This window comes from Streptomyces sp. 840.1 (assembly GCF_003751445.1).
Lineage (GTDB): Bacteria > Actinomycetota > Actinomycetes > Streptomycetales > Streptomycetaceae > Streptomyces.
Window position 1 is genome coordinate 534,960 of the sequence record NZ_RJUU01000003.1, and the last position, 23,355, is coordinate 558,314.

General features: G+C 71.4%; 18 protein-coding genes. 11 read left to right on the forward strand and 7 right to left on the reverse strand.

What is annotated here, in order from left to right; translation table 11 throughout:
- Positions 1 to 27: 27 nt before the first annotated feature.
- The 3 genes from EDD93_RS39810 to EDD93_RS34880 form a co-directional block, all read right to left on the reverse strand.
- Positions 28 to 204, reverse strand: a complete 177-nt coding sequence (locus EDD93_RS39810) for a hypothetical protein (protein WP_185092617.1) — start codon at positions 202 to 204, stop codon at positions 28 to 30.
- A gap of 349 nt (positions 205 to 553) precedes the next feature.
- Complete coding sequence (locus EDD93_RS34875; RefSeq protein ID WP_123530238.1) at positions 554 to 2,059, reverse strand: SDR family NAD(P)-dependent oxidoreductase; 1,506 nt, start codon at positions 2,057 to 2,059, stop codon at positions 554 to 556.
- 192 nt (positions 2,060 to 2,251) lie between these two features.
- On the reverse strand, positions 2,252 to 3,766 hold the full coding sequence (locus EDD93_RS34880; RefSeq protein ID WP_123530240.1) for an MFS transporter: 1,515 nt from the start codon (positions 3,764 to 3,766) through the stop codon (positions 2,252 to 2,254).
- Positions 3,767 to 3,978: 212 nt separating this feature from the next.
- Between EDD93_RS34880 and EDD93_RS34885 the strand changes: the two genes are divergently transcribed.
- The 5 genes from EDD93_RS34885 (at position 3,979) to EDD93_RS34905 (ending at position 8,912) form a co-directional block, all read left to right on the forward strand.
- Entirely contained in the window at positions 3,979 to 4,881 is a 903-nt protein-coding gene (locus EDD93_RS34885) for an RNA polymerase sigma factor SigF (protein ID WP_123530242.1), read from the forward strand.
- Between the two features lie 165 nt (positions 4,882 to 5,046).
- The gene (locus EDD93_RS34890; protein WP_123530244.1) at positions 5,047 to 6,306 is read left to right on the forward strand and encodes a PP2C family protein-serine/threonine phosphatase; all 1,260 of its coding nucleotides are present in this window, start codon (positions 5,047 to 5,049) and stop codon (positions 6,304 to 6,306) included.
- On the forward strand, positions 6,296 to 7,912 hold the full coding sequence (locus EDD93_RS34895) for a CHASE3 domain-containing protein (RefSeq protein ID WP_123530247.1): 1,617 nt from the start codon (positions 6,296 to 6,298) through the stop codon (positions 7,910 to 7,912). The genes EDD93_RS34890 and EDD93_RS34895 overlap by 11 nt, the downstream gene beginning before the upstream one ends.
- Entirely contained in the window at positions 7,909 to 8,352 is a 444-nt protein-coding gene (locus EDD93_RS34900) for a response regulator (protein WP_123530249.1), read from the forward strand. The genes EDD93_RS34895 and EDD93_RS34900 overlap by 4 nt, the downstream gene beginning before the upstream one ends.
- Positions 8,353 to 8,456: 104 nt before the next feature.
- Positions 8,457 to 8,912 carry an ATP-binding protein gene (locus EDD93_RS34905; RefSeq protein ID WP_123530250.1) on the forward strand — a complete coding sequence of 152 codons (456 nt, stop codon included), beginning with the start codon at positions 8,457 to 8,459 and terminating at the stop codon, positions 8,910 to 8,912.
- Between the two features lie 53 nt (positions 8,913 to 8,965).
- On the opposite strand, the gene EDD93_RS34910 is transcribed toward EDD93_RS34905, so the two are convergent.
- The gene (locus EDD93_RS34910; protein WP_123530252.1) at positions 8,966 to 10,141 is read right to left on the reverse strand and encodes a PP2C family protein-serine/threonine phosphatase; all 1,176 of its coding nucleotides are present in this window, start codon (positions 10,139 to 10,141) and stop codon (positions 8,966 to 8,968) included.
- A gap of 80 nt (positions 10,142 to 10,221) precedes the next feature.
- On the opposite strand from EDD93_RS34910, the gene EDD93_RS34915 reads away from it, so the two are divergent.
- Both EDD93_RS34915 and EDD93_RS34920 read left to right on the forward strand, forming a co-directional pair.
- A complete protein-coding gene (locus EDD93_RS34915; protein ID WP_123530254.1) occupies positions 10,222 to 10,719 on the forward strand; it encodes a MarR family transcriptional regulator in 498 nt (165 codons plus the stop codon).
- A gap of 251 nt (positions 10,720 to 10,970) precedes the next feature.
- Positions 10,971 to 11,303 carry an STAS domain-containing protein gene (locus EDD93_RS34920; RefSeq protein ID WP_123530255.1) on the forward strand — a complete coding sequence of 111 codons (333 nt, stop codon included), beginning with the start codon at positions 10,971 to 10,973 and terminating at the stop codon, positions 11,301 to 11,303.
- A 70-nt stretch (positions 11,304 to 11,373) separates the two neighbouring features.
- Here the strand turns inward: EDD93_RS34920 and EDD93_RS34925 are convergent, their stop codons facing one another.
- Together EDD93_RS34925 and EDD93_RS34930 are read right to left on the reverse strand one after the other, a co-directional pair.
- Positions 11,374 to 13,734: a GH92 family glycosyl hydrolase gene (locus tag EDD93_RS34925; protein ID WP_123530257.1), complete on the reverse strand. Its 2,361-nt coding sequence runs from the start codon at positions 13,732 to 13,734 to the stop codon at positions 11,374 to 11,376.
- A 130-nt stretch (positions 13,735 to 13,864) separates the two neighbouring features.
- Positions 13,865 to 16,546 (reverse strand): PA14 domain-containing protein, encoded by a 2,682-nt coding sequence (locus EDD93_RS34930; RefSeq protein ID WP_123530259.1) that lies wholly within the window; start codon positions 16,544 to 16,546, stop codon positions 13,865 to 13,867.
- Positions 16,547 to 17,053: 507 nt separating this feature from the next.
- On the opposite strand from EDD93_RS34930, the gene EDD93_RS34935 reads away from it, so the two are divergent.
- The 3 genes from EDD93_RS34935 (at position 17,054) to EDD93_RS34940 (ending at position 19,312) form a co-directional block, all read left to right on the forward strand.
- Positions 17,054 to 17,476 carry an ATP-binding protein gene (locus tag EDD93_RS34935; RefSeq protein ID WP_260256089.1) on the forward strand — a complete coding sequence of 141 codons (423 nt, stop codon included), beginning with the start codon at positions 17,054 to 17,056 and terminating at the stop codon, positions 17,474 to 17,476.
- A complete protein-coding gene (locus tag EDD93_RS40580; RefSeq protein ID WP_260256090.1) occupies positions 17,473 to 17,595 on the forward strand; it encodes a hypothetical protein in 123 nt (40 codons plus the stop codon). Before EDD93_RS34935 ends, EDD93_RS40580 begins: the two co-directional genes overlap by 4 nt.
- A 394-nt stretch (positions 17,596 to 17,989) precedes the next feature.
- Positions 17,990 to 19,312, forward strand: a complete 1,323-nt coding sequence (locus EDD93_RS34940; protein ID WP_260256091.1) for a DMT family transporter — start codon at positions 17,990 to 17,992, stop codon at positions 19,310 to 19,312.
- On the opposite strand, the gene EDD93_RS34945 is transcribed toward EDD93_RS34940, so the two are convergent.
- Positions 19,282 to 20,622 (reverse strand): transglycosylase family protein, encoded by a 1,341-nt coding sequence (locus EDD93_RS34945; RefSeq protein WP_123530263.1) that lies wholly within the window; start codon positions 20,620 to 20,622, stop codon positions 19,282 to 19,284. The two genes, EDD93_RS34940 and EDD93_RS34945, sit on opposite strands and share 31 nt — an antisense overlap.
- 207 nt (positions 20,623 to 20,829) lie before the next feature.
- Here EDD93_RS34945 and EDD93_RS34950 point away from each other — a divergent pair, with 207 nt between their 5' ends.
- Entirely contained in the window at positions 20,830 to 23,349 is a 2,520-nt protein-coding gene (locus EDD93_RS34950; protein WP_123530265.1) for a glycoside hydrolase family 3 C-terminal domain-containing protein, read from the forward strand.
- The last annotated feature ends 6 nt before the right edge of the window (positions 23,350 to 23,355 follow it).

Sequence of the window (23,355 nt, forward strand, 5' to 3'; positions counted from 1 at the left end):
GCGGACCGGAGCTCGGCGGTGGAACGGTCAGTCGATGCCGGGCAGGATGTGCGGTTCGGCGAGATCGTCCTCGTAGCCGGCCAGCCGGATCGGTGCGGACCTGGCCCAGACCTCGATGTTGCGGAGCTTCTCGGGCCTGCGGGCCCGCTCTCCGGGCCGGTCGGCCGGTCGCTTCTCGTACTTCGTCAGTTCCGGTGTCGTCACCGCGCACTCCTTTGTGTCGCGTAACCCCGGGCGTCGCCAACGCTCCGGCTCCAAATACCGGCACGTCGACCGCCCATGAGGGCAGGGGCAGGATCAGCTTCGGTCGCGGTGGCGCCGGGTACGGGGCGGGACGGCGGCCCGGTTGACAGGCCTGTCCCAGGACGGCCGGGGAATCTTCGTGGATCCCTCGGTGGCGTCCGTTCCCCTCAGAGTAACCAAATGAGCGCCCGTACGCTCGATGGAACGTGTGCCCTGGGTCACTTTCAGCCACCGAGCACGGAAAAGACCCGGCCCGGGAGGGTTCCCGGGCCGGGTCCGCGACTTCGAGGAGGGGCGCTGCCGCCGACGGCTACCAGTTCGCCGGGGCGTAGTCCTTGAGGAAGCAGCCGTACAGCGGCTCACCGCCTTCGCCGCGCACGATCGGGTCGTAGACGCGGGCGGCGCCGTCGACCAGGTCGAGCGGGGCGTGGAAGCCCTCCTCGGCCAGCCGCATCTTGTCGGGGTGCGGCCGCTCGTCGGTGATCCAGCCGGTGTCGACGGCGGTCATCAGGATGCCGTCCTTCTCGAACATCTCCTGGGCGCTGGTACGGGTGAGCATGTTCAGCGCGGCCTTGGCCATGTTGGTGTGCGGGTGTCCCGCCCCCTTGTAACCGCGGCCGAACACGCCCTCCATCGCGGAGACGTTGACCACGTAGGAGTGGGCCGACGCCGTCGCGGCCATGGCCGGGCGGAGCCGGCTGATCAGGATGAACGGTGCGGTCGAGTTGCAGAGCTGGACCTCCAGCAGCTCGATCGGCTCGACCTCGTCGACTGTCTGGATCCAGCTGTTGCTGTGGTGCAGGTCCGGGACGAGCCCGCCCGCGTCGATCGCGGTGCCGGCGGCGATGCGTTCGAGCGAGGCGGATCCGGTGACCAGCGCGAGGTCGGTGACGTCCTGCGCGCTCAACCCCTCCTTGCGGGCGGCGGGCAGCGCGGCGACGCGGTCGACGGTGCCGCTGCCGAACGTGCCGATCACCTCGGCGGCGGGGAGTTCGCCCGCGGGCAGCGGGGCGGACTCGGCACCGAGCAGCTCGCTGTAGGCCTGCGGTGAGCGGCGCACCGTCTGGGCGGCGTTGTTGATCAGGATGTCCAGCGGGCCCTCGGCGGCGACGGATTCGGCGAGCGCGACGACCTGGGCGGGGTCGCGGAGATCGATACCGACGATCTTCAGCCGGTGGATCCACTCGTCGCTGTCCTCCATCGCCTTGAAGCGGCGGATGGCGTCGTTGGGGAAGCGGGTGGTGATGGTGGTGTGCGCACCGTCACGCAGCAGCCGCAGCGCGATGTACATGCCGATCTTGGCGCGGCCCCCGGTGAGCAGCGCCCGGCGTCCGGTCAGGTCGGTGCGCGCGTCACGGCGGGCGCGGTTCTCCCGGGCGCACGACTGGCAGAGCTGGTGGTAGAAGGCGTCCACCTCGACGTACCGCGTCTTGCAGATGTAGCAGGACCTGGGGCGCTGGAGGACGCCCGCGATCTCGGCGGCGGCGGAGGAGGACGGCAGGACTCCCTGCGTCTCGTCGTCGATGCGGTCGGCCGAGCCGGTCGCGGTGGCCTCGGTGACTGCCTTGTCGTGCGCGGTCTTCGCGGCCCGGCGCTCCTGGCGGCGGCGCTGCTTCACGGTCCGGTAGACGCCGGCGGTGGCGCGGCGCACCGCGATGGCGTCCGGGTGGTCGACGTCGATGGTGTCCAGCTCGTCGAGCACGCTCAGGCAGACGGCCAGCCGCTGCGGGTCGATCCCGGGACCGAACTCCTCGGTACCGGGCGCGAGATCCTCGGTCCCGGGCACGAGCTCGGGGCCGTCCTCTGTCACCGTCATTGCCGTTCCTCTGTTGCTTGTGCCACCGGATTCTCCCGGCGGACCGTGGCGCGCCGCCGAGCCGGACTCACGAGGACAGGCATCCACGGGACTGAAGGTCCGGCCGCGGGCTTCCGCGCGAAGCCGCCGCACTGCGGGCCGAACGCCCCACCCAAGTTTGCCATGCTCCGGTGGCTGCTCCATTCGGGTGCGTCAGCCGGCTTCGCCCGACGGCGCGGTGGAGGGCTTCGTGCCGCTTCCGCCCGCATCCTCCCGGGCGCTCAGCGGCGCGGCGATGTCCTCGAGGGACCGGCCCTCCGCCGCCACGGCGAAGAAGCAGGCCACCAGCCCGGCCGCGATCATGAGCACGGCTCCGATACAGAAGGCCAGCGCGGTGTCGGCCCGCACACCGCTCTGCGTGAGCTCGGCGAAGACCAGGGGTCCGGAGATTCCGCCGGCGGCGGTGCCGATGGCGTAGAAGAAGGCGATCGCCATCGCGCGGGTCTCCATCGGGAAGATCTCGCTGACGGTCAGGTAGGCGGAGCTGGCACCGGCGGACGCGAAGAACAGCACGACACACCAGCAGGCGGTCATGGTGACGGCCGAGAGCCAGCCGCTGTTGAAGAACCACGCGGTGACCAGGAGCAGGACACCGGACAGCAGGTACGTCCCGGCGATCATGGGTTTGCGCCCCGCGGTGTCGAAGAACCGGCTGAGCAGAAGCGGTCCGAGGAAGTTGCAGGCGGCGATGACGGCGAAGTAGTAGCCGGTGGCGCCGCTCGACACGTCGAAGAACGTGACGAGGATCGAGCCGAAGCCGAAGGTGACGGCGTTGTAGAGGAACGCCTGCCCGATGAAGAGCGAGAAGCCCAGCACGGCCCGTTTCGGGTAGGACCTGAAGACGGTCCTGGCGATCAGCCCGAAGCCGATCCCGCCGCGCTGCTCGACGGTGATGCTTGTCCCTGCTTCCGGGAGCTTCCGTCCCGTCTGTGACTCCACCTCGCGTTCCACCTCGGCCACGAGCGTCTCCGCGTCCTCGTCGCGGCCGTGGATGAACATCCAGCGGGGACTCTCCGGCACGTGGCGGCGCACGAGGAGGATGACGAGGCCGAGGACGACGCCCAGGGCGAATGTGAGCCGCCAGCCGACGTCCTTCGGGAAGACGGACGTGTTCAGGGCCAGCACGGAGAGCAGCGATCCGGCCACGGCACCGAGCCAGAAGCTGCCGTTGATGATGAGGTCGACACGTCCCCGGTACTTGCTCGGAATGAGTTCGTCGATGGCCGAGTTGATCGCGGCGTACTCCCCTCCGATTCCGAAGCCGGTGAAGAACCGGAAGAGGAAGAACCACCAGACCGAGAAGGAGACCGCGGTGAGTGCCGTCGCCAGGAGGTAGACGGCGAGCGTGATCAGGAAGAGCTTCTTCCTGCCGTAGCGGTCGGTGAGCCACCCGAAGACCAGCGCGCCCGAGCACGCCCCCGCGACGTACATGGCCGCGGCGATCCCGGTTACCTGCCCGGCGCTGATGGGCAGACCGCTGCCGTCCTCGGACAGCCGGCTCGCGATGTTGCCGACGACCGTGACCTCCAGGCCGTCCAGGATCCAGACCGTCCCGAGCCCGATCACGATCATCCAGTGCCACCTGGACCAGGGGAGCCTGTCCAGTCTCGCCGGAATCCTGGTCGTGACAGTGGCGGTCGCCGGGCCTGTGGGATTGCTGTTCGCCATGGCATCTCCCTGCATCGGATACAAGACAGTGCCCGCGAATGCGGGCCGGCAACATCCCGGATCCAACCGGGATCGAGACAAAATGCGCATACCACCCAGCCATGAACGCGGCCGCCACGACGGCGAAAAAAGAATCGCACCCATTCGGCATGACCTCGCCGATGCGGGGCACACGAGGTCTGACGTACTTGGCGAGTAGGAGGGGCGACAACATGGCGGCCACGACGGAGCAGACCGGCGGAGTTCTTGATGCCGCACGCTCGTTCTCGGAGCAGACCGGCATCCGCACGGAGCCCGGCACTGCGGAGCTGCCGTGGATCGAGGACACCGGAAAGGTGGCTCCGAAGGACGCCCGCGCCCTGTCGAAGCTGTTCCTCGACCGGCTGCAGGTCCTCGAAGAGGGCACCCACGAGTACCAGTACGCCCGTAACACCCTCATCGAGATGAATCTCTCACTGGTGCGGTACGCCGCCGCGCGGTTCCGCAACCGCGGTGGCGACGACACCGAGGACATCATCCAGGTGGGCACCATCGGGCTGATCAAGGCGATCGACCGCTTCGACCTCTCGCGCGAAGTCGAGTTCGCCACCTTCGCGGTCCCCTACATCGTCGGGGAGATCAAGCGCTTCTTCCGGGACACGACGTGGGCGGTGCACGTGCCGCGGCGGCTCCAGGAACTCCGCGTCGACCTGGCGAAGGCCAAGGAGCAGCTCTCCGCGAAGCTCGACCGTGATCCGACCGTCAAGGAGCTCGCCGAATTCATCGACCTTCCCGAGGAAGAGATCATCGAGGGGCTCGTCGCGGCCAACGGCTATTCGGCGGGGTCCCTGGACTCCCCCTCGGCCGAGACCGATTCCGGGAGCGACCAGCGGTCGTTCGCCGAGATGATCGGCGAGGCCGACCCGGGGATGGAGACCGTCGAGAACCTCCACACGCTGGCACCGCTGCTGGAACAGCTCGACGAGCGCGAGCGCAGCATTGTGCGGATGCGCTTCGGCCAGGAGATGACGCAGGCCCAGATCGGTGCCGAGCTCGGCGTCTCGCAGATGCACGTCTCACGGCTGCTCGCCCGCATCGTCAAGCAGTTGCGCGCCGGGATGTCCGTCGAGGCCTGACACCCGGCGGGTGCGAGTGCCGCGTCCCGGCAACATCCGTACCGCCGCCTCCTCGCAGCAGCACAATGACGCCTGCCCGCACAAGGGCAGGCGTCATTCACATATGCTGCCTGGCGACGGCGGGCGGCCCGCTCGATCACGACGAGAGGGTGAGGCGTGGCTGAGATGCGTACTGACTCCCACGCGCGGCATCCGGTCAGCGCGGTACTCCCGGCGCAGACCGGAGCGAAGCCGGACGGCCGGGGCTCCGTGTGGGACGTCAACGCCGCCATCCTGCTGGTCGAGGACGACGCGGGCGACGCCCTCCTCGTCGAGGAGATGCTGGCCGACGGCGAGCTGGATTCCGCACTCACCTGGTGCAAGACCCTGACCGAGGCCCTGACCTTTCTGCGCGGGCACAGGACGCCCGTGTGCGTCCTGCTGGACCTGCACCTTCCCGATGTGCACGGGCTGAGTGCCGTCACCCAGATCGTGGAGACCACACCGGACGCCGCGATCGTGGTGCTGACCGGTCTCGCCGAGGCCGAGGCCGGACTCGACGCGGTGGCCACCGGCGCGCAGGACTACCTGGTCAAGGGCCGGCTCGACCCGCAGGCTTTGTCCCGCGCCGTCCGCTACGCGCTCCAGCGCAAGCAGGTCGAGCGAGCGGCGTCGGCTCTGCGGGCCACCCAGCAGATGGCTCAGGAGAACGCCCGCCTGGAGCGCGGACTGCTGCCCGTACCGCTCCTGAACGACGACGGTTTCGAGGCGGTCGCCCGGTACGAGCCCGGCCGCGCCCACGGCCTGCTCAGCGGCGACTTCTACGATGTGGTCCAGACGTCCGACGGCACGGTGCACGCCGTGATCGGCGACGTGTCGGGGCACGGCGCGGCGGAGGCCGCGCTGGGCGTGTGCCTGCGGGTGGCCTGGCGCACGGCGGTGCTGTGCCGCACCGACCAGCTGGAACAGATCGCCCTGCTCGAGGAGATCCTCGTCGCGGAGCGGTCCGACCCGCACGTCTTCGCGACCGTCACCTCACTCGTCTTCCCGCCCGGCGGGGACCACGTCCGGATCGTGCGGGCGGGCCACCCGGGGCTTCTGCTGCGCGACGGAACGGACATCGAGTGGGTGGAGCCCGAGGGCGGCATCGCACTCGGGCTGCTGCCCGGCCACGGCCAGTGGATCTCCACCGACCTGCCGCTGGCGCCCGGCGCCGGTCTCGTACTCTTCAGCGACGGCCTGTTCGAGGGACGCACCGGACCGGACACCCGGCTGGGCGAGGACGGACTGCTCGAGATGGCCCGGAGCCGGGCCGCACTGCCCGCCCGCCCGTTCGTCGACGCCCTCGTCGACGGCGCCGCCGACGCGGCGGCCCCCCATGGCGGCCTCGCCGACGACGTGGCCGTGCTGCACCTCGCCTGGAACAGGACACCTCATGGCCAGTGACTCACCGACCGACGCCCCGATGCTGCCGGGACGGCTGGCCCGGCTGTCGGTCCAGAACTGGGTCCATCTGATCCTGGCCTGCTTCGTCGTGGTCGTGTGCGGCTGTCTGGTCGTCGGCGGGCTCGTGCTGGCCCGGATATCCGACCGGACCACCGAACTGGTGGACCGTATCCAGCCCGCCCGCTCCGCCTCGTTCCAGCTGCAGAACGCGCTGCTCGACCAGGAGACCGGGGTCCGCGGCTACGCCCTCAGCGGCGACCCCGCCTTCCTCGAGCCCTATGCCTCGGGCAAGCGCGACGAGCGGCTGCGGCTGGCCCGGGTCCGCTCGGCGATGGGCGACGCCGACCCGTACGCCCGTGATCTGGACCGGATCGCCGCGGCGTCCGCGCAGTGGCGCAGGGACCATGCCGAACCACTGATCGCCGCCGTCCGCCGCGACGGCAGGGAGAACAGCTCTTCCGCCAGGACCGCCGGGAGCAAGGCCGCCTTCGACTCGCTGCGCCGGCTCTACACCGTGCAGCAGTCCCATCTCGACACCGCCCGCGACCACGCCCGCGACCAGCTCAACGACGCACGCGTCACCCGCGACCGGGCGCTGATCGCGCTCGTGGCCTGCTTCGTGCTGTGCGTGATCGCGCTCAGCCTGCTGCTGCACCGGGTGGTGGGACGGCCGCTCCACTCGCTGGCCGAGGCCTCCAGACGCGTACAGTCCGGCTCCTTCCGCCGCCGGATCGAGGTGCGCGGCCCCTCCGACGTACGCGCGGTCGCCGGCGCCGTCGAGGACATGCGGGGCCGCCTGGTCGAGGAGCTCGACGCCGCCAGGGAGAAGGAGGAGCTGCTGGCCCAGCAGACGGAGGAGCTCCGCCGCTCCAACTCGGAGCTGGAGCAGTTCGCGTACGTCGCCTCGCACGACCTCCAGGAGCCGCTGCGGAAGGTCGCGTCCTTCTGCCAGCTCCTGGAGAAGCGCTACGGGACGGAGCTGGACGCACGCGGCAAGCAGTACATCGACTTCGCGGTGGACGGCGCCAAGCGCATGCAGGTGCTCATCAACGACCTGCTGACCTTCTCCCGTGTGGGCCGCGTCCACGACAGCTGGCGCAGCGTCGACCTGGACCGTTCGCTGGACCGGGCGCTGGCCAATCTGACCCTGGTCATCGAGGAGTCCGGGGCCACGGTGGTACGCGAGGACACGCTGCCCGAGGTGAACGGCGACGGCACGACCCTCGCCATGATCTGGCAGAACCTGATCGGGAACGCGGTGAAGTTCCGCCGCCCGGACGAGCCGTGCGTGATCACGGTCGGCTGTGTGCGGGACGACGACGTCTGGCACTTCACCGTGACGGACAACGGGATCGGGATCGCGCCCGAGTTCGCCGAGAAGGTCTTCGTCATCTTCCAGCGTCTGCACGCCCGCGACGAGTACGACGGCACGGGGATCGGGCTCGCCCTCTGCCGCAAGATCATCGAGTTCCACGGCGGCCGGATCTGGCTGGATCCCGAGCCCCGCCAAGGCACCCGCATCCACTTCAGTCTGCCCGTCGCGGACGACGGCCCCACCGCCGACGAATCCGCCCCGCCCGCCGAGATCCACGGAGATGCCGCGTGACCCATCCCGCACAGCCCATCGAGGTCCTGCTCGTCGAGGACGACCCCGGTGACGAGCTGATGACGCGTGAGGCGTTCGAGGACAACAAGATCCGCAACACCCTCCACGTGGTCCGCGACGGCCAGGAGGCGCTGGATTTCCTCTACCGCAGAGGCGAGTACAGCGAAGCTCCGCGCCCGGACCTGATCCTGCTCGACCTGAACCTGCCCAAGTACGACGGGCGCCAGGTGCTGGAGCAGATCAAGCAGGACCCGGAGCTCTCCCTCATTCCGGTGGTCGTGCTGACCACGTCCTCCGCCGAGGAGGACATCCTGCGCAGCTACAAACTGCACGCCAACGCCTACGTCACCAAGCCGGTCGACCTCGATCAGTTCATCGCGGCGGTCCGTCAGATCGACGAGTTCTTCGTGACCGTGGTCCGGCTCCCCGGACGTGCGTAAGATCTGCTGACATCGGCCGGGAGTGGGATCGCCCGGCGCGGGTACACGAGCAACGAGAAGCGAGGCTCCAAGAGCCTCCCCCCGCTGCGCCCTGGCTGGAGCACATGAACGAACAGGCCATCTCCCGGCCGGACGACTCCCCGAGGAGCCGTCCGCCCACGGAGGCACTGCACGCCGCCGAGGTGTTCGACGGCGAGCCGGGGTGCATTGCCCTGGCGCGAGGCCTGGCCGACCGATTTCTCGCGCGGCTCGTCTCCGAGTGGATGGCCGTGCTCGGCACGCACACCCGCAACGATCTGATGCTGGCCGTGAGCGAGCTGGTCACCAATGCCGACCGCTACAGCCACGGCCCCTACCTGCTGGAGCTCGAGGGCACCGCGGAGCGGATCAGCGTGACGGTGTACGACAGCAGCAGCGCGCTGCCGGTCTTCTACGCCCCTGACCCGAGCCGGCTGGGCGGCCACGGCATGGAGATCGTGGTGGCCCTGTGCGACCGGCTGACGGCGGAGCGGGTGCCCGTCGGCAAGCGCATCCGCGCCGAGTTCACGCTCAGCAGCTGAACCGGGCCGCCCCCGCGCCCGCCGGTCCCCCGAGGTCTCCCGTCCCGGGACGGTCAGCCGTCCTCGTCGTGCCTGCCGAACCAGTCGATGCAGACGACCAGCGCGTCGTCGAGCGTTTCCGATTCCCGGTAGTCCGCGAGTTCACGCAGCACGGCGCCCGGCACCGAGGCGGCGGGCAGCAGCCGGGTCGCGAGGACCGCCCTGGCGAGGCCCCGCTCCACATAGGCCTCACCGAGCGGCGAGACGCTGTCGTACACCCCGTCGCTGACGAGCAGCAGCCGGTCGCCGGGGCTCAGCTGGACGTTCTGGACGTCGTACCGGGACTCCTCGAACATGCCGAGCGGCAGCTGCGCGTCCAGCTCGACGCGGGCGACCTTCCTGCCGCGCAGCCGCCACAGCTGCGGGGAGCCGGCGTCCACCGCGCCGACCGTTCCGGTGGCGAGGTCGAAGCGGAGCAGCAGGGTCGACACGTGGGCGCTGCCCCGGTGCTGGTCGTAGAGCGCCTGGTCCGCGAGTGCGGCCTGGTCCTCGATGCCGATGCCGGCCCGCCGGGCGTTGCGGAGCGCGTTCACGGCGAGGTTGGTGAGCAGGGAGGCCTGGATGCCCTCGCCCATGCCGTTGGTCACGGAGACGGTCAGCTGGTCGCCGTCCGCCGCCCAGTCGAAGTTGTCGCCGTGGATGGCGTACGCCGGCTCCAGCTGGGCACCGATGGCGTACTCCGACGCGGTGAACGCCCGTGCGGGCAGCAGCTGCCACTGCATCTCGGCGGCCAGCGTGAGCCGCGTGACGCGGCGCGCAGCCTGGTACAGGTCCGTGTCCCGCTCGGCGACGACGATCTCGTGGCCCAGCAGGTCGGCCACCTGGGCCAGCTCGTCCATGGTCCGCGGGTTCGAGGCTCCCGCCGGGAGGCGGACGGTGAGGATGCCGAGGCGCTCGCCGCGTACCGTCACGGGGAAGTGGTGGTCGACGGCGCCGCCCCGGCCGGCCGGCTCCTCGTGCGGGCGCTGGCTGCCGAACGCCCGGCCCTGCGGGCTGTTGTGCATCGACAGGACGCGTTCGCGCCCCGGTGCGGAGCCGACCGGCTTGAGCAGCGTCATTCCGTAGTCCGCCAGCAACAGCTCCACGGACCGGGCGTCGTACGCCGCGGCGAGTGCCGCGCGCACCGTCTCGACCAGGGCATGTGGTGCGGCCGCGCGTACGGCTCTCTCGATTTCGGTGCGGACGTTCAAGGTCTTGCGCTCATTCCTCGTCGGGTCGCGGAGCCGGGGCCGGGCTGACAGAAGGACGTCCCGGATGACAGAGTGGACGGATGCGCCACCGTACCGATCCTCCTCAGGGCCTTGAGCGGGTCTCCGAGGACGTGTGTGCCGCATCGGAACTGCTGGAGGTGCTGTGGGGCCGGGGCCAGGAGGCCGCTCCTCCGGGGACGGTCTCGCCCTCGCAGCTGCGGGCCCTGCTCGTCATCGAGAAGCAGGAGGGCAGCAACCTCCGCTCGCTCGGTGAGGCGCTCGGCTCGCGGGCTCCGTCGGTGAGCCGGCTCTGCGACCGGATGGAGGCCATGGGCCTCGTCCAGCGCGACCCGAGCCCGACGAGCCGCCGTGAGGTCGAGCTGCGGCTGACCGGGCGGGGCCGCGCCCTGCTGGAGGAGTACCGGGCGATCCGTACGCGTGAGCTCTCCGCCGTACTGGAGCGGATGCAGCCCGCCGACGTGGCGGCGCTCGCCGGAGGGCTGGCCGCCTTCCGCTCGGCTGCGGCGCAACGGCTCACCGCCGGCCGGCTCCGGGACGACATCGCGGACAGCGCCTAGCTTCATCGAGCCCCTGCTTCCGCGTTTCTGAGGTATTCCCCGAGGGGATGCGTTCACTGATCGTTCGGGTACAGATTGTTGCCCCATGAAGAATGTTGTCAAATGGCAACTATTACTTCTATCGTTGGACCTTCACCCGCCGCGACCAGGGACGGACATGCACCGGACCGTCCGCGTCAACCGGCGTTTTCCCCCGCCGTCCAGTGCATCATGAGGTGACCGTGCTCCCATCCCCCAGTGCCGGAAGAGCCATGAGAATCGTCCCACGCCAGGACCGGGGAGCGCTGGTCCTCGGCGTGACCGGTGACCTCGACATGGACAACGTCGCCCCGCTGGGCGCGGCGCTGGAGAGCGCGGCGGCGGCCGGGGACGGTCCCGTCGTCGTGGATCTCTCTGACGTGAGTTTCGCGGACTCGACGACGGTGAACGTGCTGCTCCAGGGGCAGACCCTGCTGGGTCCCCGGCTGCGGCTCGCGGAGCCGTCCCCCTTCATGGAGCGGCTCATCGGGGTGCTGGGCCTCGACAGCGCACTGCCGGTCTTCGCGACCGTCGCCGAGGCGATCGGCCCTCCGCTCCCCCTCTGAACCACGAAACCCGGGCGCCCTTCCCCCGTCGTGCAGGGGAAGGGCGCCCGGGTCGCGTGGGCCGGCCGGGTCAGCCGAGCGCGGGCGGGGCATCCTCGGGGGAGGTGCCCCAGGCCGACGGTACGCCGCCCACCGTGAAGGAGAGCGAACGGGCCGAGCGGATGTCGTGTGTGGTCAGGTAGGTGCGCGTCTGCTTCGCGCCGTCGAGCCGGGCCGACTGGATGTAGCGGTCGGTGTCCGAGGCGCCGGGGGCGCTGACGGTGAGCGCGCCGCGGGCGTAGTACTTGCGGTCGAGCTTGATGTCGACGCGCTCGAACGCGGGCGTGGACAGGCCCCAGGTGTCGGTGCCGGGCTGGACCGGGAAGACCCCGATCGAGGACAGCACCATCCAGGCGGACATGGTGCCCAGGTCGTCGTTGCCCGTCATGCCGGTCGGGCCGTTGGTGAAGAGCGTCAGGGCCGCGTGGACCACGTCCGTCGTCTTCCACGGCTGGCCGGTGGAGAGGTAGGTGTACGGGGCGATGAGGTCGGGCTCGTTCTGCGGGTTGTACTTGTCGGCGTTGTAGTACGCGTACGGGCCGTTGACCCAGACCTCACGGGCGGTCTTCGCGGGGTCGGCCAGCAGCTTGTCGTAGGCGAAGAAGGAGTCGAGGCGCTGGTTGGCGGCGTCCTTGCCGCCGATCAGGTCGACCATGCCGGGGATGTCCTGCGGCACCATCCACTGGTACTGCCAGGACGTGCCCTCGTGGAAGCCCTCGCTCTCGGCCGGATCGACGGGGCCGGTGAAGGCTCCGGCGGCGTCGCGGGCGCGGAAGAAGCCGGTCGACGGGTCGAAGATCTTCCGGTAGTTCTGCGCGCGGGCCCCGTAGCGGGCGGCGTCGGCCTTGTGGCCGAGGTCCCGGGCCATCTCGGCGAGCATGCCGTCGGACAGCGCGTACTCCAGGGTCGCCGATGCGCCGTGGTCGTAGTCCGAGTCGCCGGGCTTGGCGTGCGGACGGTCCTTGACGTACGGGGCGAAGCCGTCCTTGAGGTACTCGGCGTTGGCCTCCCGGCCGACCGGCGCGGAGTCCGTGGGCGGCACACCGTCCGCGTTCTTCTTCAGCGCGCGGTACGCCTGCTCCTCGTAGCCCTTCAGCAGTCCCTGCTGGTAGGCGTTGGTGAGGAAGGGGGTGACCGGGTCGCCGGTCATGATGTTCGTCTCGACCGTGCCGTAGCCCCACTTGGGCAGCCAGCCGCTCTCGGCGTCGATCCGCAGGACGGAGATGGCCATGTCGCGGGACTCGCGCGGGGCGAGCAGCGAGAGGAGCTGGGCCTGGGTGCGGTAGGTGTCCCAGAGCGACCAGTTCTGGTAGTACGTGAACGTCCCGTTGGCATCGACGGCCCTGTGCTTCTTCTGGTCCCAGCCCGTGTAGCGGCCGTCGACGTCGCTGCCGATGTTGGGCGCCAGGAAGGACCGGTAGAGGGAGGAGTAGAAGGTGCGGCGGAGCTCGTCGCTGCCTCCTTGCGCCTTCACGCCTTCGAGGCGGTCCTCCCAGTCGCGCTGCGCGGCGCGCTCGACGTGGTCGAAGCTGCGGCCGCCCTCGGCGCGGAGGTTGAGCGCGGCGCCCCTGGCGTCGACGTAGCTCAGCGCGGTGGTGGCCTCGACGGTGCGGTCCTTGCTGGTGTCGAAGCGCAGCCAGGCGCCGTTGCGGGCGTCGGTGGCGGAGGACTTCTTCGAGCCCTCGGTGACGGTGTCGCCGTTCCAGGTGCCGGAGGTGGTGAAGGGCCGGTCGAAGTGGGTGACGGTATAGACCGTGTACGGCTTGGTGTCCTGGCAGAAGCCGCTGCCGGTGATCGCGGTGCGCACGGTGCGGCTGTCGAGGATCTCGACCTCGGAGGACAGTGTCTTGTGCAGCGACTGCCCGGCGTTGAGCAGGACGTTGGCCTTGTCGGTGGCCGGGAAGGTGTAACGCTGGACCCCGGTCCGCCTGGAGGCGGTCAGCTCGGCGTCGATGCCGGTCTTGAGCCCGACCTTGTAGTAGCCGGGGCTCGCCGTCTCGTCGTCGTGGCTGAACTCGGCCGCGTACTTGCCGTAGTCGGTCTCGGTGACGTCGCCGGTGGTGGGCAGGGTCGGCAGGTCCCCGCCCAGTCCGCAGCCGACGCCGGAGAGGTGGACGGCGGAGAAGCCACGGATGTGGTTCTCGCCGTAGTCGTAACCGGTGTTGTGGCCGGTGTCCGGGGAGAGCTGCACCATGCCGAAGGGCACGGAGGCGCCGGGGTAGGTGTTGCCCTCGTTCTGGGTGCCGATGAACGGGTTGACCAGATCGGTCAGCCGGCCGTCGCGCGGCATGGCCTCAGCCGTGGCCCCCGTGGTGAGGACACCGCCCAGGAGCGCGGCGGCCGCGAGAGCGGCCGCCGGGCCGCGCAGTCGCGGCCGTGGGGTCCGGTGCATGGGAATACTCCTTCGGACAACGTTGTCAGAGCGCGATCATTCTTGGTTCCCCGTCAGCCCCCGTCAAGGGGGCGGACGGGCCCGCTCCGGGCCGCCCCCGCGAGGGACGGACCGGAGCGGGCCGGAGCGGTCAGCCGGCGGGGCATCCCGCCACGTCGGGCCGCGAGGCGTCGCGGATCAACGCCTGCTGGGCGTCGTGGACCCGCTTCACGTCGGGCTTGACGACCCTGCGGTCGTAGGTGAGCAGGCCGTTCAGCTCGCCTTCCACGTCGGAGATCTGCGTGTACACCGCGCCGTTGCTGCCCTTGCAGGCCAGCGCGTGCACCTCGTCGAGCTTGGCGAGGTAGTCGTCGGTGTAGGTGGCCGGGTCGACCGCGATGTACGACTGCTGCACGGCCCAGGCGTGGCCGGGCACCGCGAGCCCGAGTCCGCCGTACTCACCGCTGATCAGGGCGCGTCGACCGTCCGGCTTCGGCAGGGCCGGGCTCGGGTAGCCGTGTTCGTCGATGATGTCCCCGGTGCCGCCGTCGACGCCCAGGTTGATGCCGGACATGCTGTTGACCAGGCGCGTCGGGTCCCAGGACTTGGCCTGGTCGGCGATGCGGGCCTCGTCGTACTGGCCCCAGCCCTCGTTGAAGGTGACCCACATGACCACGGACGGGTGGCTGGAGTGTTCGTCGATCATCTCCTTCATCTCGTGCTCGTACTCGGTGCGGGCGGCGGCCGACGGGTTGACGGTGTTCATCGCCGGCATGTCCTGCCAGACCATCAGACCGAGCTTGTCCGCCCAGTAGAACCAGCGGTCGGGCTCGACCTTGATGTGCTTGCGCACCGAGTTGAAGCCCATCGCCTTGTGCATCTTGAGGTCGTACGCGAGTGCCTCGTCGGTGGGCGCGGTGTGCAGCCCGTCCGGCCAGAAGCCCTGGTCGAGGGTGGCCATCAGGAAGACCGGCTTGCCGTTGAGGACGGTGCGCGGGGTGCCGTTCACCTTCTCCACGGAGATGGACCGCATCCCGAAGTAGCTGCCGACCCGGTCCGAGCCGACGGTGACCTTGAGCTGGTAGAGGTGCGGGTCGTCGGCGGACCACAGGTGAGCGTGCGGGACGCGCACCTTGAGCGCCGATCCGGTGCGGCCGGTGGCGGTGCCCACCTTGCGCCTGCCGTCGTAGACGGTCGCGGTGACCGGGACGCCGTCCCGCACGCCGCGCGCCTCGACGGTGACGTTGCCGCCCGGGACGTCCGGGGTGATCTTCAGCGAGTCCGCGTGGTCGGCGGCGACCGGCTCCATCCAGACGGTCTGCCAGATGCCGGACGACGGGGTGTACCAGATGCCGCTCGGGTCCAGGCGCTGCTTGCCCATCGGCGGGTTCTCGCCGTCCTTGGCGTCGGTCGGGTCGTAGACGCCGACGATCAGCTCCTGGGTGCTGCCCGGCTTCAGCGCGTCGGTGACGTCCGCGCTGAACTTGTCGTAGCCGCCCTTGTGTTCGGTGACCTTGTGCCCGTTGACGTACACCTCGGCCTGCCAGTCGACGGCGCCGAAGTTCAGCTGGAGGCGCTTGCCGGAGCCGACCTTCCAGTTCTTCGGGACGGTGAAGGTCCGGCGGTACCACATCCGGTCCTCATGCCGTTCGATCCCGGAGAGCTGGGACTCGACCGGGTACGGGACGAGGATCTTCTCGCCGAGCTTCCTGCCGACCGGGGGCCGCTCCCCCGCCTTCGCCGCGGCGAACTCCCAGGAGCCATTGAGGTTCTGCCAGTTGTCGCGGGTGAGCTGGGGGCGCGGGTACTCGGGGAGGGCGTTCTTCGGCCCCACCTCGTCGGCCCACTTCGTGCTCAGCTCGTGCGTGGAGTGGTTCGGCCCACTGGACCAGAAGGCGCCGACCTGCTTGCCGTCCTGGCCGGCCAGCGCGCCGTCGCCGTCGTAGCGGATATCGGCGAGCCCGGTGGCGTTGCCGGCCTTGTTGCCGACGACCGGCTCCTTGAGGGCGACGGTCAAGCTGCGCGGGTCCTTCGGGTCGGCCCTGACCGCTCCGAGCGGCCACTCGGCGCCGCCGATCACCGCGTTCAGGTGGTTGACCAGGCCGGCCGGGAGCTTCCCGAGCTTCTGCGCGAAGTCCAGCTTGAGGGTGCGGCCGTCGGCGAGCACGGTCGCGGCGATCGCTCCGTCGTACGCGAAGTCGTCGGGCAGCCGGAAGGCGGACTGCGGCACCGGCACCTTGGTGCCGCCGGGCTCGGTCCACTTCAGGTGGAGGTTGGAGCCGCCCTCGTGCTCGAAGTACTCGACCTTGAAGTCGTAGGCGGTCCCCGCGGTCAACTCGACCGGCTCGGAGGTCTGTTCCTTCTCCCAGTCGTCGACCCAGTGGTCGATGACCGGCTTGCCGTCGATCCAGAGACGGAAGCCGTTGTCCCCGATCATGGAGAAGGTGGTGGCGCCGGACTTCTCCGGCACGATCTTCCCGGTCCACCGGATGCTGGCGTCGTCGGACTGCCCGGTGGCCGAGGACAGCCGCGATTCCAGGGTCGGGAAGTCGATGCCCGGATCGAACCCGGTGGCCTTGAGCTCACCGAAGTCGAAGGCGCCAGGGGCGGACTGGGTGTAGTACTCCCCCTTGAGCCCATGCACGTCGACCGGGCTCCCGGGGTCCTGGTCCGCCGCCGAAGCGGCGGGTACCGCGGACAGTCCCGCAGCGCCGACGACGGCGGCGAGCAGCAGGACAAGCTTCTTTCTGATGCGCACGGATCCTCCTTGTGAGGAAGGGTGGCGGCTCGTTGCAACAGGATGTACAACGTTGGAAGGAATGGCAGTTGGCATGACAGCACGACGAATACGACCCTGTCCAGGTGCATGACAATCCGTAGTCCGGAGGGAGCGGGACAGCCGGAACCGGCGGCAGACCGGCGTGGCACGGGGCAGGACGCACCCCCGCCGCGCCGCCCTTCGGCACGCCCGTGACCAGGAACGCGGCGGGCCGGGCGCCCTCGGCGCCTGGCTGCGGCATGCCCGCCGCCGTGGCCGGGGTCGGGCGTACGGACCCCGGGGCACGCAGGTCTTCGGCCGCCCCCGCCGACGGTCGTGGCGGACCGTCACCGCACCCGGCACAATGGGTCCGTGCCGAAGGACCCCGCCGAAATCGACGCAACGCCACCCGTGTCAGCGCCCGAACTGCCACGTCCGCGCACACAGGCCGCACGTGGGCGCCGGCACGGTCCGCGACCACCGACCACGCCCTGTCCGGCGGATCGCCCGCCGGCCCGCCCCGAGGAAGCGCGCGACCGCCCAGGCGCCCACCGTCTCGACGCCATCGCGCCGGCCATCCGTGTGCCGGCGGGACTCGTCGTCCTCGTCGGCCCGCCGGCCTCGGGCAAGACCAGCTTCGTTCAGGCATTGATCGCCGGCGGGCAGATCGACGCGGAGGCCGTCATCTCCAGCGACGAGATCCGCGCGGAACTCCTCGGTACCCCGCCCGCGCAGGCCGGCTCCGGCACCGAGGACGCACGGATCTTCGAGGAACGTGACCGCAGGATCATCGCCCGGCTCGCCGCCGGACACAGCGCCCTCGCCGAGTCGACGAACGTCACGCGGCCGGCACGCGCACGGCTCATCGCCATCGCCAGGCGCTTCGACGCCCCGGTGACCATGCTCCGGTTCGCCCCGGACGTCAGCGACCTCCTCCGGCAGTACGCGGAGCGGAACCGCAACGACCTCACCGCCGACGACGTCCGCGCCTACGCCGCGTCATGACCCTGGACGCCGGCGGCGAACAGCTCCGTGCCGAAGGCGCGGCCGCCGTCCACGATGTCCGCGGACGACGCCAGGCGGCCACGCCCGCCGAAGCCGCCGCACGCTTCTCCTTCGACTGACACACCCGACGTGTCCGCACGTGCCCTCCGGCATCCCTGAAGGCCCGGCCAACCCGGCGCGCTGTCGAGGACGGAGGCACCGCGTCCGGCGACGAGATGGCCCGCAGCGCGAAGAACGCGCCCACCGAGGCCGCTGCCGCCAGGCCGCATCCGGCTCGTCCGTCGTGCTGCCGACCCCTGCGCCCGGCCACCTGTCGTGACGCCGTGGACACCGGGAGTGCCACGGCTCGCGGCCCACCGCATCCGTGCGGGATGATCGTTCTGACGCCGTTCGCAGGGGGGACTACCGTCGGGAGGAGGACACCGTAACCACTGCCGTACTACCAAAGCAGTACGCCGGATCGCCGTCTCAAGGACGACGACGCGGCGGCTTTGAAGGGCCATCGTGGTGTACATGAGTTCCCTCGCGCTGTCCGTGCTGCTGTCACTGGTCTCCGCGGTCGCCTATGCGGCCGGCGCGATCGTCCAGGAGCGCGTCGCCACGGCCTCCGACGGCCGCTCGCTCGCTCCGCTGCGTGACCGTGTGTGGTGGGCCGCGGTGGCGCTGAACGGCGTGGGAGCGCTTCTGCACGTGGTGGCGCTGGCCTACGGTCCGCTCAGCCTCGTGCAGCCGCTGGGCGCCCTCACCATCGTCTTCGCGCTGCCGATGGCCGCTCTCTTCGTCGGCCGCAGGGCCGGGGCCACGGCCTGGCGCGGCGCGGTCATGGCGACCGTCGGGCTGGCCGGGCTGCTCGCCCTGACCGGAAGCTCCGACGCGCACACTCTGGGCGGCCCGCAGCAGCTGATGCTCGGCACGGTGACGTTCGGCGCGGTGGCGGCGCTCGTCCTGCTCTCGAAGGCGATGCGCCGGCCAGTGATGCGGAGTGTGGTGCTGGCCGGGGCCGCCGGTGTGGCGTTCGGTATCGCCTCGGTGTTCACGAAGACCGTGGCCATGGAGTGGACCTCGGGCTCGGTGGGGACCGGGCTGCCGGCCCTCCTGGTGATCGCGGCCCTCGCCGCGACCGGCCTGCTGCTGTCCCAGGCCGCTTACCGGGGAGCGGGCCTGACCGCCCCGCTCGCCACGGTCACCGTGGTGAACCCGGTGGTCGCGGCGGCCGTCGGCATCACGCTGTTCGGTGAGACGTTCCGCTACGGCACCCCGGGTACCGTGCTCGCCCTCGGCTGCGGGGTCGTCGCGGCCGGCGGGCTGATCCTGCTCACCACGGAACGCATGGGCGCCGAGCGCCGACGGGCCCAGGAGGCGGCCGCAGACGGGGCACGGGAGAGCGGCGAGAGCGCCGACGAGGTGCCGGGCGCCTCCGCCCCGCCCGCCGCCCCCTCCGCGCCCGAAGCCGGTTCCACTCCCGTCCCCGGCGCGGAGGCCGGGGATTTCGGCGGGCCCGCCGGCTCGCCGGCCCCGGCGGGCGCTTCACGGCGACAGGCCGGGGCGCCGCAGGCCGCGGTGACGTTCCCCGGTCCCCCGGGCCCTGCGGCCCCGGTCCCGGACACGTTTCACAGCCGGCTGCCGCGGCCTGTACGGATCCCGCCGGAGCGCCGGTCGGTGCAGGTCGAGTTCGCCCCGGGCCCACGGCCGCCGCACACCGGCGCCACCGGGCGCGGCGGATCGCCCGCCGGGTCCACCGCCTCGCCGCCCGCTGCCGGCGCCACAGCCGTGACGGCCGATGACGACGGACAGGGCGGGAGCGTTCAGACCTTGACGCCGCCCGCCCTGAGGTAGGCCACCGGGTCGATGTCGGAGCCGTACTCGGGGCCGGTGCGGACCTCGAAGTGCAGGTGCGGACCCGTCACGTTGCCGGTGGCGCCGGAGCGGGCGATGCGCTGGCCCTCACCGACACGCTGACCGGCGCGCACGTGGAGCGCCGACAGGTGCGCGTACTGGCTGTACTTGCCGTCGCTGTGCCGGATGACGATCTGGTACCCGTACGCCCCTCCCCAGCCCGCCGTGACGACCGTGCCCGCGGACATCGCCTTGACCGAGGTGCCGGTGGGCACGGGGAAGTCGACGCCGGTGTGGTAGCCGCTCGACCAGGAACCGGCCTGCCGGTACTGGGTGCCGGTACGGGCTTCGACCGGGGCGGTGATCCCGGCGTGCTTCGCGGTGTGCCCGGCGGTCCTGTGTGTCTCCGCCTTCTTCGGCGCGGGCCTGGCCTGCTGCTTGGGCTGGGCCGCCGGCCTGGGGTGCGACGGCTTGGCCGTCTGCTCGGGGTGTGCCTGCTTCGCCGGCTGCTTCGGATGCGCCTGCTTCGGCGCGGGCTGCGCCGTCCGCTTGGGCGCGGCGGGGCGGGCCGCCGGTTTCGCCTCCGCCTTCGGGGCGCTCTTCGGGCTCGTCCTCGGGGTCCCGGCCAGGTCGAGGCTGAGGCGCTGGCCGGGGAAGATCAGATCCGGGTCGTCGCCGACGACCTTGCGGTTCGCCGAGTACAGCCGCTGCCAGGCGCCGAGGTCGCGGTCGGCCGCGATCCCGGAGAGCGAGTCGCCGCTCGCCACGGTGTACGAGTCGCGCTTGCCCGGCACGGACGTCGGCGTGGCCGCCGGGGCCTGCTTCGTCCGGGCCTTGGCCGGCGCCGCGGTCCTGGCCTCCGTGGCCGCCCGCTTCGGCGCCGCGACCTTGGCCGTGTGCTCGCTCTGCGGGCTGATGTCGGGAGAGTCCCCGCCCCGCGCAAGTCCCGCCCGCGCGGAGCAGACCGGCCAGGCGCCCGGCCCCTGACCCTTCAGGACCTTCTCCGCGATGGCGATCTGCTGGTCCCTGCTGGCGAGGTCGGCGCGTGGCGCGTACTCCGCGCCGCCGTACGCGGCCCAGGTCGACCGGGTGAACTGCAGCCCGCCGAAATAGCCGTTACCGGTGTTGATGTGCCAGTTGCCGGTGGACTCGCACGCGGCCACCTTCTCCCACACATCGCCTGACGCGGCACCCGCCGAGGCGGCTGTGATCAGCGGGAGTGCTAGTCCCGCACCGCCCGCCGTGACCAGCACCGAGGCACGGTTGATGCGGCTCGGCTGGTATCTGCGGTGCCGTCCGTTCGCGGCCATGACTTGGCTCCCCCACTGACAGTAGGACACGTCGCAAGCGGTCAACTTATGTGCTGACAGCGGGTGATGACAAGAGCGCGACCGGTTACGCGCTTCAACACCCGCGCAACCGTTTCCCATTGACACGGTCGACGTCGGCCAGCGACGCTGGCCCAGGCACGACGGGAGAGCGCTCTCCGGCTACGGGGAGCGCTGGGGTGAAGGGACATGGCCGTCATGACGGACGAAGAGATCGACCGGCTGCTGGAGAAGCTCGACGCCACGCAGAAGGTGCGCCTGCTGACCGGCGGGAGCACCTGGCGCACCCACCCCGAACCTACTGTCGGACTGCGCGCCCTCACCCTCTCCGACGGACCGGCCGGGGTGCGCGGCGAGACGTGGGACGAGCGCGAGACCTCGCTCGTACTCCCCTCGCCGACCGCGATGGCGGCCTCCTGGGACGAACGGCTGCTCACGGATCTCGGCGCGCTGCTCGCCACCGAGGCCCGCCGCAAGGGCGTGGACGTGGTCCTCGCCCCGACCCTCAACCTGCACCGCTCCCCGCTCGGCGGGCGGCATTTCGAGTGCTTCTCCGAGGACCCGCTGCTCACCGGGCGGACCGGGGCCGCGCTGATCAAGGGCATCCAGTCCGGCGGGGTCTCCGCGACCGCCAAGCACTTCGTCGCCAACGACGCCGAGACGGACCGGCTGACCGTCGATGTGCGCGTGGACGAGCAGACCCTGCACGAGGTCTACCTCGCCCCCTTCGAGGCCGCGGTGGAGGCCGGGGTCTGGACCGTGATGTCCGCGTACAACAAGGTCGGCGGCGTGACCATGTCCGCCTCGCCGCTGCTGGAGAACCCGCTCAAGAGCGACTGGGGGTTCGACGGGACGGTCGTCTCGGACTGGGGAGGCGTGCGCACCCTCCTGGACACCGCCCGCTCCGCGCAGGACCTGGTGATGCCCGGACCCGACGGCCCCTGGGCGACCGGACTGCTCGCCGCCCTGGAGCAGGGCCTGGTCCCCGCCGACGTGGTCGACGACAAGGTGCGGCGGCTGCTGCGGCTGGCGCGGCGGGTGGGCGCGCTCGGCCCGCCCCGGCCCGCCCGGCGGCCCGCGGTGGCGCCCGCCGCGCGGCGCGCGCTGCTGCGCCGCGCCGTCGCCGCCGGTTCGGTACTGCTCCGCAACGACGGACGGCTCCTCCCGCTCGACCCGGCCGGGTTGCGCTCGGTCGCGGTGATCGGCACGCACGCCACGCAGGTACGGATCCAGGGCGGCGGCAGCGCGGAGGTCTTCCCCGACTCGGTGGTGACTCCGCTCGCCGGAATCCAGGAGGCGCTGGGCGGGGACGCGAGGGTGACCTACCGGCCGGGACTGCCGCCGTCGCCACTGCCCCGCCCCCTCACCCGGGACTGGTCGCGCGATCCCCGGTCCGGGGAACCCGGCGTACTCGTACGGCTGCTGGACGCGGACGGGGCCGAACTGCACGCCGAGCACCGGCTGTCCGGCCGGATCGTTGAGCCCTCCGTCACGGCCGGGGGCGCCTCGGCCGTGGAGATCCGGGCCCTGGTCCGGCCGCCCGTGGGCGGGGTGTGGACCTGGGCGGTGGGCGGCTGGGGCGCCATCACCCTGTCCGTCGGCGGCCGGGAGGTGCTGGCCGGGACCTTCCCGCTGGACAGCGACGATCCGACCCGCGTCCATGTCGCGCCGCCCGAGCACCGCGCGCGGGCCGAACTCGCGGCGGGCGAGGAGGTGGAGGTCGTGGCGCGGCGCTCGCTCGCGCCGCACTCCGGAGTCGCGACGATCCTCTCCGCCGCCCCGCCCGCCGGGGACGCGTCCGCCGCACTGGCCGACGCCGTGGCCGCCGCGCGGGCGGCGGAGGTCGCCGTGGCGGTCGTGGGCACCACCGAGCAGAGCGAGTCGGAGGGGCACGACCGCGAGAGCCTCGCCCTGCCGGAGGGGCAGGACGCGCTCGTCCGGGCCGTGGTGCGGGCCAACCCCCGCACGGTGGTCGTGGTCAACTCGGGCGGCCCGGTCGCCCTTCCCTGGCACACCCGGGTGCCCGCGCTGCTGCTCACCTGGTTCCCCGGGCAGGAGGCCGGAAGCGGGCTGGCGGACGTGCTGTTCGGCCTGGCCGAGCCGGGCGGCCGGCTGCCGACCACCTGGGGCGCCACCCAGGACGACGTACCGGTGCTCGACACGCTGCCCGGCCCCGACGGGCAACTGCGCTACGAGGAGGGCCTGCACCTCGGCTACCGCGCCTGGCTGCGCTCCGGCTCCGCGCCCGCCTACTGGTTCGGCCACGGACTGGGCTACACCGACTGGGAGTACGAGGAGCTGGCGGCCCCGGCCGGGGTTCGGGCCGGGGAACCCTTCGACGTGCGGGTGCGGGTGCGCAACTCGGGCCGGCGGACCGGCCGTGAGACGGTGCAGGTCTATCTCGCCAGGACCGGGTCCGCGGTCGAGAGGCCGGTGCGCCGACTGATCGGATACGCGGCCGTCCGGGCGCGGCCCGGCGAGAGCGTGGTGGCGGTGGTGCGGGTGTCCGGGCGGGCCCTGGCGCACTGGTCGGCCGAGCGGCACGGGTGGGAGACGGAGTCCGGCGAGTTCACGCTGCTGGCCGGCCGCTCGGCGGGCGGACTGCCGCTCGCGGCGACGCTGACGGCGGCCGGCGTACCGCTCTCGCCCGGCTCCGGCGTTCCCGAGGCAGCGGACCGCGATGGAGAGCGCTCTCCGTCGGTGCTATAAATGCGC